Consider the following 14285-nt stretch of genomic DNA (forward strand, 5'->3'; position numbering starts at 1 on the left):
TAACAATTTTATACAAATTACGTCTTCTTGCGCCTTTCTCCCCTCCCGAAGGCGCATGGCCGGCTCGACGGGCTTGACCGCGGGGGCGGAAGCGCTCCATTGAATGCACGATTCGCGGGCACGCCGCGCCGTTTCCATCGAAAGTCCTGCAAAGGGTAGTGGCTCCATGTCGCAGACCGTCCATCGCACCGATGTCGTCATCGTCGGGGCCGGCCCCGTTGGCCTGTTCGCCGTGTTCGAATGCGGCATGCTGAAGATGAAGTGCCACGTCGTGGACGCGCTGGACATGGTCGGCGGGCAGTGCACGGCGCTCTACCCGGAAAAGCCGATCTACGACATCCCGGCCCACCCGGCCATCGAGGCCGCCGACCTGATCGACAGGCTGGCGGAGCAGGCCGCCCCCTTCGCGCCGACCTACCATCTGGGCCAGCAGGTCGAAAAGCTGACCCGCACGGACGAGGGCCGCTGGCTGGTCGAGACGAGCATCGGCACGAAGATCGACACGCAGGCGGTCATCATCGCCGCCGGCTGCGGCGCCTTCGGGCCGAACCGCCCGCCGCTGGACGGGCTGGAGCGGTTCGAGGGCACGTCGGTCTTCTACATGGTCCGCCGCAAGCAGGACTTCGCCGGCAAGCGCGTGGTGATCGCGGGCGGCGGCGATTCGGCGGTGGACTGGACGCTGTCGCTGGCCGACGTGGCGGAGAAGGTCTACGTCGTCCACCGCCGGCCGAAGTTCCGCGCCGCCCCGGAAAGCGTGGCCCGCATGGACGTGCTGGCCCGCGAGGGCAAGATCGAGATGGTGGTGCCCTACCAGCTCTCCGGCCTCGTGGGCGAGAACGGCCAGCTCAGCGCCGTGCGCGTCGCCGATCTCGACGGCGGGGAGAAGGACCTGCCGGCCGACGCGCTGCTGGCCTTCTTCGGCCTGTCGATGAACCTGGGTCCCATCGCCGACTGGGGCCTGAACCTGGAACGCAGCCACATCGGCGTGACCCTGCCCGGCTGCGCCACCAGCGCGCCCGGCGTCTACGCCATCGGCGACATCGCGACCTATCCGGGCAAGCTGAAGCTGATCCTCTGCGGCTTCTCCGAGGCCGCGCAGGCCGCCCACGCCATCCACCCGCTGGTCCATCCGGGCGAGGCGCTGCACTTCGAATACTCCACCTCGAAGGGCGTTCCGGGAGCGGAATAAGGGGCGAAGCGCCACGGTGGCCCGACCGGGGCTGGTCCGCGGCGCCGGCTTGGTCGCTGTCGGCCGGCTTGGTCGCTGTTGATTGGAAAGAGGCGATAATAGGGTGAGCATTCCGGCGCATCTGTCGCTTGCCGAACTGGAAGCGCGGGGCCTGACCGACGACGTCGGAAACCCTGTGGTCGAGTCCGTCGATCTGCTGCCGGGGCGCAACGTCGCCGTGGCGCCCCTGGCGTTCGGCGACACCGATCTCGCGAACCGCCGCATGTTCGAACGGCCGAACCGGGGGGCGTGGTGCGAAACGGAATACCGCTCCGCCCCTGTGACGCTGTACCGGTTGCGGAACGCCCTCGTCCATTCATCCTCCGGCATCGTCATGGCGAGGGTGCGCGACGATGCCACCGGCGGCATGCGCCTGTGCCTGTTGGACGAGACGATCCAATTCATCGATCTGGCCGAGCATGGCATAAGCCTGGATGCCAACGCGGGCACCTTCACGGTGTCCATGGGCAAGCACACCCGCTTGCCGCGCCGGGCGGTGCACCTGCTGGCACCGGGCGGCGCCTCGAACTACTATCATTGGAACATCGACGTCGCGTCGCGCCTGTCCGTCCTGCCGGCGGCGCATTTCGACGATGTCTTTCTTGTTCCGCCGCTGGGGCACCAGTTCCAGTGGGATCTCATGCAGGCCGTGGCGCGGCGCCGGCCGATGCTGCTGCAGGCCGTCGAGGCGAGCGAGACCGTCGAGGTCGACGAACTGGTTCTGGTGCCGAACGTCGGAGACTTCGGCCGGGCGCCCCGGCCGGAGCAGCTTGGCGTGTTCGACGCCCTGGCGCCTGTCGGGCATTGCGAGAAGCCGTGGCGGCGGATTTACGTCGCCCGTCGCAACGCGGATCACCGCCGTCTGATCAACGAGCAGGAGGTGATCGACCTTTTGCAATCGGCGCGCTACGACATTCTGGAATGCGAGGCGATGCCGCTCGCCGAACAGGTGCAACGCTTCGCCGAGGCATCGCACATCGTCGGTCCGCACGGCGCCGGTCTGACCAACGTGGTGTACGCCACCGGTGCGGCGGCAATCTGCGAACTGCAGATGGACCTGAACGTGAATTGGCTCTTCCGGCGGCTCGGCAACCTGAAGGGCATGCGGTACGGCTGCGTCGTCGGCGAGAATGACGGCGCGTGGGAACCCCTCAGTCCGCACAACAAGTCGTGGCGCGTGCCGATCGGCCGCATGAAGGCGGCATTGGAAGAGGGCGGGTTCCTTTAGGCGACCTGCACAAACAAAACGGGCCGCCGGTGGGAACCGGCGGCCCATCTTGCAGGCGGCTGACGGGAGGCACGAAATCAGCCGCCGCGGGGGCCCTCCCCACGCTCGCCCATCCCGTGGTGGTTCATGCCGCCGCCCATGCCGCCGCCCATGGGGCCATGATGCCCGCCATGGGGACCGAAGCCCCGGCCGCCGCGGTTGAGCAGGCTGTCGGCGGTCTTCTGCTGGTCGGGGGAGAGCTGGGCGTAGAGGTCGTTCAGCGCCGGACGCACCTGCTGAAGCTGGGACAGGCGGGCCGACATCATGGCCTCCATCCGCTCCATCCGCTGCGGCAGGGTGGTGGGCGCCGGCTGGTCCTTGTACTTGGCGCAGAGGTCCTGCATCGGTTTTTCCGCCGAACGCGCGCTGTCGGCGAACCTGGTCCAGGCCGGGCGCTGCTGGTCGGTGATCTTCAGCTTCTTCTCGGCGAAGGCCAGCATGCCGGCGAGGTGGGCGTCCTGGTCCTCGCACATGCGGGAGAACATGCGGCCGCCATCGGGGCCGCCATTGGGGCCGGGACCGGCGCCGGGACCGGGCTGCTGCTGGGCGAAGACCGGCGCGGCGAGGCCGAGGCCGAGAGCCAGCGCGGCGGTGGTCATCAGGGCGCGTTTCATGGGGATGCTCCTTGTCCTTGGGACCTGTTTCCAGGGGGTTTCTGCCTTCCCGATGGCTTGAAGATGGGCCTCGAACTTTGCCGGTTGATGTCCGGCGACCCGTCCTTTGGTAACGCTGTGTAACAGCCGGCGCGGCCGTAACGCGGCGTTACACATTTCCCCTTCACCCACGCGCGCGCCCGACCGATCATGGGTCCATGGACCGCACGCCCCATCTCCTCGTCGTCGACGACGACCGCGAAATCCGCTCTCTCCTCGCGCAGTTTCTGACGCGGCACGGCTTCCGCGTCACCGCGGCCAAGGACGGGGCGGAGATGCTGCGCACGCTGGAGACGGCGCGCGTCGATCTGATCGTGCTGGACCTCATGATGCCGGGGGAGGACGGGCTCAGCCTGTGCCGCCGCCTGCGGGCCTCAAGCGACACGGCGCAGACGCCGGTCATCATGCTGACCGCCATGGGGGACGAGACCGACCGCATCGTCGGGCTGGAGATGGGCGCCGACGACTATCTGGCGAAGCCCTTCAGCCCGCGGGAGCTGCTGGCCCGCATCAAGGCGGTGCTGCGCCGCGCCTCCACCGCGCCGGCACCCGGCGGCGGGGAGGGCAAGCTGCTGCGCTTTGAGGGCTGGACGCTCGACCTCGCCAAGCGGGAGCTGCGGTCGCCCGACGGGGTGCTGGTGCAGCTTTCCGCCGGGGAATACGACCTGCTGGTGGCCTTCGTGGAGCATCCACAGCGGGTGCTGACCCGTGACCAGCTTCTGGACCTCGCGCGCGGACGGTCGGCGGTGCCCTTCGACCGCTCCATCGACGTGCAGGTCAGCCGCCTGCGCCGCAAGATCGAACCGGATCCGGCCGAGCCGACGCTCATCAAGACGGTGCGCGGCGGCGGCTATCTCTTCACCCCGCCGGTGGTGGGGGCGTGATGGACACGGAACGGCGCAAGGGGCGGTTGCTGCTGGCCCGGCGCTGGCTGCCCGACAGCATCGCCGCGCGCATGGCGCTGACGGTGGTGCTGGCGCTGCTGCTGACGCAGGCGGTCAGCGCGCTGGTCTACCTGACCGACCGGCCGGAAGGGCCGCCGGTGCACGGCCCCCGCGTGCTGATCGAGCGCGTCACGGCCATCGTTCAACTGGTCGAAAGCACGCCGCCGCCCGAGCGTGCGCGGCTGGTCCGCGCCATCGACGACCCCGTGCTGCGCGTCGAATGGGACCGCGACCGGCCCGCCTTCGGCGATGTCCGGGAGGGCTTCCCCTTCGAGCGCATGCGCCGCGCCATCCGCAACGCGCTGGGCAACCCGGCCCGCGCGGTGGTGGTGGAGGTGAAGCGCGAACGGACGCTGCCCGGCTCCTTCCCCATGGAGGACCATCACTGGGGGCGGGACGTGCGGCTGTCGGTGCAGCTGTCCGACGGGTCCTGGCTGGTCTTCACCGGCGGCGACCCGCTGGAGGGGCCGTTCCGGCTGCTGCGCTTCGCGCTGTGGATGGCGGGCATCGTCGCGGCCATCGCGCTGGTGTCGCTGTGGGCCTCGCGCCGGCTGACCGCCCCCATCGCCCGCTTTGCCGAGGCGGCCGAGCGGCTGGGGGTGGACGGCGAGGCGCCGCCCCTGCCGGAGGCCGGCCCGCACGAGCTGCGCGCCGCCACCCGCGCCTTCAACCGGATGCAGGCGCGGCTCGCCCGCTTCGTCGCCGACCGCACGCAGATGGTTGCCGCCATGAGCCACGACCTGCGCACGCCCCTGACCCGCCTGCGGCTGCGCGCCGAACTGGTCGAGGACGCGGAGATGCAGCGCAAGATGCTGGCCGACCTCGACGAGATGGAGGCGATGATCAACGCCACGCTGGCCTTCGCCCGCGACGACGCCAAGCGCGAGCCGCGCGGGGCCCTGGACCTCGCCGACCTGCTGCAGAGCCTGTGCGACGACCGCGTGGACGCCGGCCACGCGGCAGCTTACGAGGGGCCGGCGCACGCCACGCTCGACGGGCGGCCGGTGGCGCTGCGCCGGGCCTTCGCCAACCTGATGGACAACGCGATCGCCTACGGCGGCGCCTTCACGGTGCGCTTGCTGCCGGAGGACGGGCACCTGCGCGTGGAGATCGACGACAACGGCCCCGGCATCCCGGAATCCGAGTTCGAGAAGGTCTTCGCCCCCTTCTACCGGCTGGAGCGCTCCCGCTCCCGCGACACGGGCGGCGTGGGGCTGGGCCTCGCCACCGCGCGGACCATCGTGCGCGGGCACGGCGGCGACATCGCGCTGAGCAACCGGCCGGAGGGCGGCCTTCGGGTGACGGTGACCTTGCCGCGGTAGGTGGGGTTTACGGGGCCGGCACGATCAGGAAACCGCCAGCTTCGAATTGACGTAGCGGTTCAGGCTGACGTTCGCCGCGGCGGCCTCGATGGTCAGGCGGCGGTGCACTTCCGGTGTGGTGCGGACGACGAATTTGCCCGAATACTCACGGTCGGCCAACGGCGCCGGAATGGGTTCGCCGTTGGCGTGCATGTCCGCGATGGTTTCGGCCACCAGGTTCCGGATGCCGCGCAGAGCCTCGACCTCATCCTCGTCGAGCCAGGACAGGCTGGGAAACTCCACGCAGGTCGCGACGTGTTCGTTGTCTTCGGGAGACCAGGTGACGCGGTACGAGTAGTGGCTATTCGGCATCGTCGTCCTCCCGTTCCGGGGTCTGCAATTTGTCGATGGCCTGGAGAACCTGCTTGACCTGATAGGCTTTGGCCTTTCCGTCCTTCCCGCGCTGGATGTTCACGCGCGGATCGCCCGGCCATGGCATCCGGTACACCCTGTGGCTCGTCCCCTGTTGCCTTGGCTTGCCGAAGTGATGCTCACACACCTTCGCAACATCGTCGAACGGGACATCGTGCGGAACGGTTCGCATGCGCTTCAGGATGTCGTCGACCTTCGCCATGACGCGAAAGATGTGATATCAATAGCGATACTGTCAAGGTGCTCCGCTAGCCCAACGACGACGCCCCTTATGTCCAATGCACCGCAACATGAACGGTGGCGCGGCGGTTTTCTGTCGGTGACCCGATCGACCGGAGAGACCGCCCCATGCCCCATCTCGACCGAACGCCGGCGCCCGTGGACGGAAGCCCCCATGTCGTGATCGTGGGGGCCGGGTTCGGCGGTTTGGCCTGCGCGGGGGCGCTGGGAAGCACCAACATCCGCGTCACGGTCATCGACCGGCACAATTATCACCTGTTCGTTCCGCTGCTCTATCAGGTGGCGACCGCTGCCCTGTCGCCGGCCGACATCGCGGAGCCGATCCGCCGCATTCTCAGCCGCCATCCAAACATCGACGTGGTGATGGGGGAGGTGACGGGGATTGACCGGGCGCGGAAGACGGTGATGCTGGCCGACGGCAGCTTCGTCCCCTACGACCGGCTGGTGCTGGCGACCGGGTCCTCCTACAGCTATTTCGGGCATGACGACTGGGCGGAGATCGCCCCCGGCCTGAAGACCATCGAGAACGCCCGCCGCATCCGCGCCCGCCTGCTGATGAGCTTCGAACAGGCGGAGATGTGCCAGGATCCGGCGCGGCAGAAGGCGCTGATGACCTCCGTCATCGTCGGCGGCGGGCCGACCGGGGTGGAGATGGCCGGGGCCATCGCGGAGCTGGCCCGCCACGCGCTGGCCAAGGATTTCCGCCGCATCGACCCGCGCGCGGCCAAGGTGCTGCTGGTCGAGGCGGGGCCGCGCATCCTGCCGACCTTTCCGGAGGATCTGGCCAACTACGCCCGCCGCAAGCTGGAGGAGCTGGGCGTGGTCGTGCTGACCGGGCAGGCCGTGGAGTCGATCACGCCGGAGGGGGCGACGGTGGCCGGGCGCTTCATCCCGGCCGGGACCATCGTGTGGGGCGCGGGGGTGAAGGCCTCGCCCGCCGGACAATGGCTGGGGGTGGAGACGGACCGCGCCGGGCGCATCCCGGTCAACGCCGATATGTCGGTGCCGGGCGTGCCGGACGTCTACGCGCTGGGCGATACGGCGGCGCTGGCTGGCCCCCTGGCTGGAAATGGCGGCAAGCCTCTGCCGGGCCTCGCCCAGGTCGCCAAGCAGCAGGGCGAGCATCTGGGCAGCAACCTGGAGGCCAACCTGCTGCGCGGCCAGCCCATGCAGCCCTTCCGCTTCCACAACCGGGGCAACACGGCCATCGTGGGGCGCAGCGCCGCGGTCTTCGACTTCGGCCGGCGGCACCTGAAGGGCTGGTTCGCCTGGGTGCTGTGGGCCATCGTGCACGTGTACCTGCTGGTCGGCTTTCAGAAACGGATGCAGGTGACCATGCAGTGGCTGTGGCGCTACGCCACCTACCAGCGCGGCGCGCGGCTGATCACGCTGGACGCCCCGGCCTCGCCCATCGGGCGGGAGGCCACACCCTTCGCGGAGCCCCGCATCGAGGAGCCGCCCGTCCAGGAGGCCCGGCGCCGCCAGGGCTGATCAAGCGACTGGCTGATCGGAACGGGTTGCCGGAAGCGGCAGCAGGCAGCGGAAGCGGGTGCCTTCGCCGAACCATTCCTCGACCTCCAGCCGCCCGCCGTGCAGCTCCACCACGTTGCGGACCAGCGACAGGCCGAGCGCCGCGGCGCCGCGCGGGTCGGTGCGGTCATAGCGGGAGGGCAGGGCGGTCGCCCCCGGCGGGACGCCGCTGCCGACGGTCAGGACCAGCGTGCCGGCGGTCCGCTCCCCCGCCAGCAGGATGCGCCGGTCCTGCGGCGGGTGGCGGATGGCGCCGACCACCAGCGTGAACAGCGCCTGTTTCAGCCGGCGGGCGTCGCCCTCCACCTCGCCCAGGCTGTGCGGGGCGGTCAGGTCGATGCGCAGCCCCTCGCGCCGCGCCCACTCGCGGGTCAGCTCGGCTACGGTCTCCAGCAGGTCGGCGACGTCCACCGGGCCGCGCTCCAGCGTTGTGACGCCGGCGCCCAGGCTGGTCATGTCCACCACGTCGTCGATCAGTTCCAGCAGCCGCTCGCCCGCGCTCAGCACGCCCTTCACATATTCCATCTGGCGGGCGTTCAGCTCCCCGAAATACTGGTTCGCCAGCACCTCGGCGAAGCCGATGATGCCGTTCAGCGGGGTGCGCAGGTGGTGCGAGACGTTGGCGATGAACTCGCTCTTCAGCTGGTCGGCGGCCTCCAGCGCGGCGTTGGAGGCGCGCAGCGCCTGCTCCAGCCGGGCGCCGTCGGTCACGTCCAGATAGCTGTTCAGCACCGCCCCGTCGGGCAGCGGCAGCGTGGCGAACTCCACGACCGAGCCGTCGGCCCGCTCCAGCCGGCCGGACCGCACGGCCCGTTCCAGCGTGGCGCCGATCATCTCGTCCTTCAGGCTGTCCCAGTCGCCGCCGTTCTCCAGGAAGGGCCGCATCCGCTCGAACAGGTCGGAGATGTGGGGCTCGCCGTGCAGGTCGTCGTGGTGCAGGTCCCAGATGCGGGCGAAGGCGGGGTTGGACAGCTTCAGCCGCCCGTCGCCGCCGAACACCGCGATGCCCTCCGCGAGGTTGTCCAGCGTCTCCTGCTGGACCGCCATCAGCGTGTTGTAGGAGGACTCCAGAGCCAGCGTGTTGGTCACGTCCTCCATGATCAGCATCAGCCCGCCCATGGGGTGCGGGGCGGCGAGGCTGCGCAGCGTGGTGCCGTCCGGCAGGTGCATCAGCTCCTCGACTGGCTCCAGCAGGCGGGTGTAGCGGCTGAGCCGTTCGCGCTTGTAGCTCTGGTAGTCTGCGTATTCCGGCAGGCGGCGGCGGGCGCGCAGCTCCTCCAGGATCTCGGCGTGGTTGGGCTGGCTGCGCAGCCAGGCTTCGTCCAGCTCCCACAGCCGGGCGTAGGCCTGGTTGAAGAAGCTCAGCCGCGTGTCCGGCCCGAAGACGGCGATGGCGGCACCCAGCCGCTCCAGCACCTCCGCGTGGGCGGCGAGGTGGCGCTTCAGCTCCGCCCGCGCCTCCTCCAGCGCGGTGAGGTCGAGCGCGTAGCCGATCACCAGCGTGCCCCGGCCGTCCGGGGCGGGCAGCGGGGCCTCCGTCACCTCCAGCAGGTGGCGTTCGGTGCCGATGACCACGGTGATCCGCTCCGACTGGGCCACGCCGCCGGCCCGCGCCCGCTCGGCCAGCGCCCGGCCGGCGCCGGTCGAGGCCAGTTCCGCCTGCGCGGCCGGCACGGCGGCGGGGTCGGAGTCCACGGCGCGGGCGTAGGCCCGGTTGCACCAGCTCAGCCGCAGGTCGGCCCCGCGCAGCCACACCGGCACGGGCAGGGCGTCCAGCGCCGCCCGCAGCTCCGCCAGCGCCGACTCGGCGCCCTGGCGCTCGCGGGCCAGCCCGTCGCGCTCGCTGCACCGGTCGGTGATGTCCTCCAGCCAGACCACGTCCTGGTGGCCCGCCGGCTGGATGGCCCCCGGGATGCCGCCCTCCGGGATACCGCCTTCTGTGATATCTCCTTCTGGGGCGCCCCCCGTCCGCCGCCCGGTCAGCAGGACGCGGCGCCCGCTGCGGGCCGTGGCCTCCAGCCGGAACCCCTCGCCCTTCGCCCGCAGCCGGCGCACCGCCTCTGCGACTCGGGGAGCGTCGGTCGGGCCGAAGGCGGCGGGCAGGTCCCCGTCCGGCGCCACGCCGAGCAGCGCCGCGCAGTCCGCCGCCGCCGAGGCCGCCCCGTCCGCGTTCCACGCGCACCAGGGGTGCGGGCTGGCCGCCAGCAGAGCCTCCAGCCGCGCGATCTCCGCCGACAGCCGGTCGGCGCGGCGGCGGTTTTCCTTGGCGTTCCAGAAGAACCCGCCGAACCCGGCGGCCCCCAGGATGCCGGCGATGCCCAGCACGACCGGCGACGAAGGCTCGGCCGTCACGCCAAGCCCCGCCGCCAACCCGAGCGCTGCGAGGGCGTATGGTTTGGTAAACGCGTTCACGACGGAGAGACTAGTCCACGCCCCCCGGCGGGACAAGGCGGGGAGCGGGGGTGGGGCGATTTCGAAGTCCCCTCGCCCATCCCCGATGGGAGAGGGAGGGGCCCGCGCCAAAGGTGCGGGAGGGTGAGGGCAAGGTCTTGCCGAGAATTCAGGAAAAGCGGGTGCAGGATTCTGGGGCAGACCTTGCCCTCACCCTCCCACCGCTGCGCGGTGGGCCCCTCCCTCTCCCGCCGGGGGCGGGCGAGGGGACTTAGGTCAGCGCTTATGTACCTTCGCGGGGATGACGGGTGCATCGATGAGATGTGCGTCTTCTTCAAACACAAACCCCGGATCATGATCCGTGATCATCCACGATCTATAATTCGAAGGTGCCGAGCCGCTACCGATTTGTGTTCAGTTGGGCGATCCCGGCATCATTTCTTCCGTTTTCAATTTCTCGATAGCCCCCTCCACCCCCGGAAGCGCGGCGCGCATCGCCTCAACCCACCGCGGCGCCGCTTCCCCGTCTCCCTCCGCCGCCGCGATTTCCAGGGCGGACGCCGTGTGGGCGAGTTCGTTGGCGCCGGCGGTGCGGGAGGCGCCGGCCAGCCTGTGGGCGGCGGTGCGGGCGGTGGGCAGGTCGCCTTGCGCCACGGCGGTCGCAGCCTCGTCGATCAGGGGGCGGGTGGTTTCCAGGAAATAGTCCAGCATCTCGAAGGCCGAGGCGTCGAGGGTGCCGAAGGTGGCGCGGACGTGATTGAGATCCAGGGGGACGCGGGCCGGGCCGGAGGCCTGGGCTTCGCCTGATTCGGGGGCCGGGGCGGCGGAGTTGTCGGCCAGCCAGCGGTTCAGGACGGTTTCCAGCTGCTTCAGGGTCACGGGCTTCGAAATGTAGTCATCCATGCCGGCGGCGGTGCAGCGCTCCATCTCGCCGGCCAGCGCGTTGGCGGTCATGGCGATGATGGTCGTGCGGGGGTGGGCCTCATTGGGGGAGGACGCGGCGCCTTGGGCCTCGGCGGTGCGGATTTGGCGCGACAGCTCGTAGCCGTCCATGCGCGGCATGTGGCAGTCGGTGATCAGCAGGCGGTAGGGCTTGGTCCGCCACGCGGTCAGGGCCTCCAGCCCGTCGGCGGTCAGGTCGGCCTCGAAGCCGAGCTGGCGGAGCTGGCGCAGGATCACCTGCTGGTTGGTCGGGTGGTCTTCGGCCACCAGGATCGGCGCGGGTGAAGTCGGTGGGTGCGCCGGGGCCGGACCGGGCAGGGAAAGCACCACGTCGTCGGGGCGGGAGGGGGCGCAGGGCGGCTCGGTGGGCGCGGTGCGGCCGGCGAGGACGGCAAGTTTGCGGACCAGGGCGTCGCGGCGGATCGGGCGGGTCAGGTGGTCGTGGGCGGGCTCATCTCCGCCGGACTCCGAGAGGGCCGGGGCGGGGCGGCGGTCGGCGGCCTGCTCGCGGCTGTCTACCAGATGCAGGGTCGGGGGCGGGGGAGCGCCGGCCTCGGCGGCGAGGCGGGACAGGACCTCCCCGGCGGACAGCAGGCGGGGCGGGGCGTCGGGTGTGCCATTATCTGGGTGGTTGGCCGGGTGATGCTCGGGCAAGGGGGTGGAGAGCACCAGCAGGTCGGCTTCGGCGAGGCTCAGAAGCTCCGCCGCTTCCGCCGCCGTGGTGGCCTCGACGACGGCGGCGTCCTTGTCCTCCAGGGCGCGGGTCAGCACGGCGCGCTGCACCGGGTCGGGGTCGGCCACCAGGATGGACAGGCCCGACAGGTCGGTGTCGTCTCGCGGCGCGCCCGGCGCCAAGTCCACCGTGACCAGATCCACGGTGAACCAGAAGGTGGAGCCGCGCCCCGGAGCCGAATCGACACCGATGCGCCCGCCCATCATCTCCACCAGACGCGCGCAGATGGCGAGGCCCAGGCCCGTGCCGCCGAAGCGCCGGGTGGTCGAGCTGTCGGCCTGGCTGAAGGGCTGGAACAGGCGGGACTGCCCCTCTGCGCTGATGCCGATGCCGGTGTCCTCCACCGCGAAGCGCAGGCGCGCGGTGCCTGATTTGGGAGAGGACTCCACGCGGGTGCGCAGGACGACGCGGCCGGCGTCGGTGAACTTGATGGCGTTGCCGGCGAGGTTGAACAGGATCTGGCGCAGCCGGCCGGGGTCGCCGCGCACCGCCGGGGGCACCGCGCGGTCGAGGTCGCAGACCAGCGTCAGCCGCTTCTGGTGGGCCTGCGGGGCCAGCAGGTCGGCCACGCCCTCCACGAGGTCGCGCGGGTCGAGGTCCATCTCCTCCAGGTCGAGCTTGCCGGCCTCGATCTTCGACAGGTCCAGGATGTCGTCGATGATGCGCAGCAGGGCGGTGGCGCTGTCGCGCACGGTGGTGACGATCTGCGTCTGCTCCGTGTCCAGCGGGGTCAGGGCCATCAGCTCCAGCATGCCCAGGACGCCGTTCATGGGGGTGCGGATCTCGTGGCTCATGGTCGCCAGGAATTCCGACTTGGAGCGGGCGGCGACCTCCGCCTGCTCCTTGGCGTGGCGCAGGTCCTCCTCGGCGCGCTTGCGGCCGGTGATGTCGTAGCTCCAGGCGAGGATGGCCGGCTCGCCCTCGAACTCCGTGCGCTGAAGGGTCTGGAGCGCCCAGACGCGGCTGCCGTCCGGCCGGTCGACCGCCACCTCCACGTCGCGCATGACGAGGCCGGGCTCGCCCGCCGGGCGCGCGCCGGCCGTGCGGCGCTGCACGGTGGCGCCGGGCAGGGCCAGCGCGTGGCGGCTGCCGACGAAGGCGTCCAGCGGGCGGCCGGCCAGCTCCGCCGCGCGGGCGTTGGCGAAGGCCACCGTGCCGTCGGCCCGGCCGATGGACACGCCGACGGGGCTCTGCTCCAGGATGGCGCGCAGGCGGCGCTCGCCGTCCGACAGGTCGCGCTCGCGGGCGCGGATGGTGGCGACGAAATATTGCAGCGCGCGGGCCATGTCGGCGATCTCGTCCATCCCCCGCGTCGGGATGGTCACCGCCCGGCCCGAGGCCGAGGCGGTCATCGCCTCCTGCAAGCCGCGCAGCCGCCGCACGATGTTGCGGTGGATGTACAGGAAGATGCCCAGCGCGCCGAGGATGGAGACCAGCGCCAGGGCCACCACCGCCCGCTGCCCGTCGCGGATCGCGCGCTCGAAGTCGGCGGAGCGCTGGGCGATGTCGCGCTGCACGGCCAGGAAATGGTCGGACACGGCGGCGACCAGCCGGTCGGAGACGTTCTGGTTGCGCGCCAGCGATCCCTTGATGGCGCGGTTCAGCGCGATCTCGTCCAGGCGGCTGGCGAACAGGTTGCGCTCCCCCAGGGCGAGCGCCTGAAGCTCGCGGTACAGCGGCTCGATCCCGGCGGCGAGGCCGGGGGGAAGGCCCGCGACCTCGGCGGCGGCGCGCTCCAGGGATGCGCGGCAGTCGTCGCGCAGCCGCTCCACCCGCGCCTCGTGGTCGGCGCGGGCGGCGGCCAGCATCACGGTGATGGCGTGGTAGGACTCGTCGGTCCAGTGGTCGAGGGCGCGCAGGTCCGGGTCGGGGACGGAGCTTTGCTCCGCAGCGTCTTCAGCGGCGCGGACGCGCTCGGCCAGCAGCATCAGGCGGTTGACGAGGCCGCCGGTCTCCGCCGTGTGGGACAGCTGCCGCTCCACCTGGCCGTTCAGCGTCAGCAGGTTCGTCACCAGCTCGTTCTTGCGGCGCTCCAGCTCGTCCAGGTCGGTGGCGTCGATGCCGCGGGCGCGCAGGCGCGCCATCAGGTCTTCCAGCAGCACGATCTGATCGCCCAGCCGCGCCATCACCGCCTCGCGCACCGCCTGGCTCTGCACCGCGACCAGAGCCGGGGCGTTGGCGGCCAGCGTGCCGCTCTGCTGCGCCAGCTGCGAGGCGCTGATCAGGCCCGGCACGCGGGCCGTGGCGATCTGGTCGAACCCCTGATGGAAGCGCGAGAAGAGCGAGACGGCCACCACCCCGGTGGCGGCGGTCAGGCCGGCGATCACCGTCAAGCCCGCGAGAATGCGGAACGCCACGCCCAGCCGGGGAAGCCGCATGCCCCTGTCCCCCAAGATCGTCACACCTCGTCCAATACCATGGCGTGTCGGCACGGCGCAAACCGGCGCCATTCGTCCCTCTCCGCTCTGTTTCCCTCTCCCCTCCGGGGAGAGGGCAGGGTGAGGGGGATGTCGGGGAACGTGAGAGTTCGGCAGCCGCCGGACCCCCTCACCCTAACCCTCTCCCCGGAGGGGAGAGGGAACGTGAAGGGGAGAGGGGACTTGTGGGATGGGGCGGGCTTGACC

At 70.9% G+C, this 14285-nt stretch carries 10 protein-coding genes; 5 read left to right on the plus strand and 5 right to left on the minus strand.

Features of this window, described 5'->3' with window-relative positions:
- Window positions 1-166: 166 nt before the first annotated feature.
- Both ACSVC7_RS08080 and ACSVC7_RS08085 read left to right on the plus strand, forming a co-directional pair.
- A complete protein-coding gene (locus ACSVC7_RS08080; RefSeq protein ID WP_448203568.1) occupies window positions 167-1189 on the plus strand; it encodes an NAD(P)/FAD-dependent oxidoreductase in 1023 nt (340 codons plus the stop codon).
- 103 nt (window positions 1190-1292) lie between these two features.
- A complete protein-coding gene (locus ACSVC7_RS08085) occupies window positions 1293-2456 on the plus strand; it encodes a glycosyltransferase family 61 protein (protein WP_448203567.1) in 1164 nt (387 codons plus the stop codon).
- A gap of 77 nt (window positions 2457-2533) precedes the next feature.
- Here ACSVC7_RS08085 and ACSVC7_RS08090 read toward each other — a convergent pair whose 3' ends face one another.
- Window positions 2534-3109, minus strand: coding sequence for a Spy/CpxP family protein refolding chaperone (locus ACSVC7_RS08090; protein ID WP_448203566.1), 576 nt, complete (start codon window positions 3107-3109; stop codon window positions 2534-2536).
- Window positions 3110-3306: 197 nt separating this feature from the next.
- Here ACSVC7_RS08090 and ACSVC7_RS08095 point away from each other — a divergent pair, with 197 nt between their 5' ends.
- Complete coding sequence (locus ACSVC7_RS08095; protein WP_448203565.1) at window positions 3307-4032, plus strand: response regulator; 726 nt, start codon at window positions 3307-3309, stop codon at window positions 4030-4032.
- Window positions 4032-5414: an ATP-binding protein gene (locus ACSVC7_RS08100; protein WP_448203564.1), complete on the plus strand. Its 1383-nt coding sequence runs from the start codon at window positions 4032-4034 to the stop codon at window positions 5412-5414. Before ACSVC7_RS08095 ends, ACSVC7_RS08100 begins: the two co-directional genes overlap by 1 nt.
- Window positions 5415-5438: 24 nt before the next feature.
- Here ACSVC7_RS08100 and ACSVC7_RS08105 read toward each other — a convergent pair whose 3' ends face one another.
- Both ACSVC7_RS08105 and ACSVC7_RS08110 read right to left on the minus strand, forming a co-directional pair.
- Window positions 5439-5765 (minus strand): type II toxin-antitoxin system HicB family antitoxin, encoded by a 327-nt coding sequence (locus ACSVC7_RS08105; protein WP_448203563.1) that lies wholly within the window; start codon window positions 5763-5765, stop codon window positions 5439-5441.
- Window positions 5755-6027, minus strand: coding sequence for a hypothetical protein (locus ACSVC7_RS08110; protein WP_448203562.1), 273 nt, complete (start codon window positions 6025-6027; stop codon window positions 5755-5757). The genes ACSVC7_RS08105 and ACSVC7_RS08110 overlap by 11 nt, the downstream gene beginning before the upstream one ends.
- Window positions 6028-6173: 146 nt before the next feature.
- On the opposite strand from ACSVC7_RS08110, the gene ACSVC7_RS08115 reads away from it, so the two are divergent.
- Window positions 6174-7556, plus strand: a complete 1383-nt coding sequence (locus tag ACSVC7_RS08115; RefSeq protein ID WP_448203561.1) for an NAD(P)/FAD-dependent oxidoreductase — start codon at window positions 6174-6176, stop codon at window positions 7554-7556.
- On the opposite strand, the gene ACSVC7_RS08120 is transcribed toward ACSVC7_RS08115, so the two are convergent.
- Together ACSVC7_RS08120 and ACSVC7_RS08125 are read right to left on the minus strand one after the other, a co-directional pair.
- Window positions 7557-9947 (minus strand): sensor histidine kinase, encoded by a 2391-nt coding sequence (locus ACSVC7_RS08120; protein WP_448203560.1) that lies wholly within the window; start codon window positions 9945-9947, stop codon window positions 7557-7559. It abuts the gene before it with no gap.
- A 453-nt stretch (window positions 9948-10400) separates the two neighbouring features.
- A complete protein-coding gene (locus ACSVC7_RS08125; RefSeq protein WP_448203559.1) occupies window positions 10401-14039 on the minus strand; it encodes an ATP-binding protein in 3639 nt (1212 codons plus the stop codon).
- Window positions 14040-14285 lie beyond the last annotated feature (246 nt).

The sequence above is a fragment of the Azospirillum mesophilum genome (genome assembly GCF_053470405.2).

What these genes read in the sequence shown, in the direction of transcription:
- ACSVC7_RS08080 (WP_448203568.1), top strand. Translation starts at nt 167, where the DNA reads ATGTCGCAGACCGTCCATCGCACCGATGTCGTCATCGTCGGGGCCGGC.
- ACSVC7_RS08090 (WP_448203566.1), bottom strand. Translation starts at nt 3,109, where the DNA reads ATGAAACGCGCCCTGATGACCACCGCCGCGCTGGCTCTCGGCCTCGGC.
- ACSVC7_RS08095 (WP_448203565.1), top strand. Translation starts at nt 3,307, where the DNA reads ATGGACCGCACGCCCCATCTCCTCGTCGTCGACGACGACCGCGAAATC.
- ACSVC7_RS08100 (WP_448203564.1), top strand. Translation starts at nt 4,032, where the DNA reads ATGGACACGGAACGGCGCAAGGGGCGGTTGCTGCTGGCCCGGCGCTGG.
- ACSVC7_RS08105 (WP_448203563.1), bottom strand. Translation starts at nt 5,765, where the DNA reads ATGCCGAATAGCCACTACTCGTACCGCGTCACCTGGTCTCCCGAAGAC.
- ACSVC7_RS08110 (WP_448203562.1), bottom strand. Translation starts at nt 6,027, where the DNA reads ATGGCGAAGGTCGACGACATCCTGAAGCGCATGCGAACCGTTCCGCAC.
- ACSVC7_RS08115 (WP_448203561.1), top strand. Translation starts at nt 6,174, where the DNA reads ATGCCCCATCTCGACCGAACGCCGGCGCCCGTGGACGGAAGCCCCCAT.
- ACSVC7_RS08125 (WP_448203559.1), bottom strand. Translation starts at nt 14,039, where the DNA reads ATGCGGCTTCCCCGGCTGGGCGTGGCGTTCCGCATTCTCGCGGGCTTG.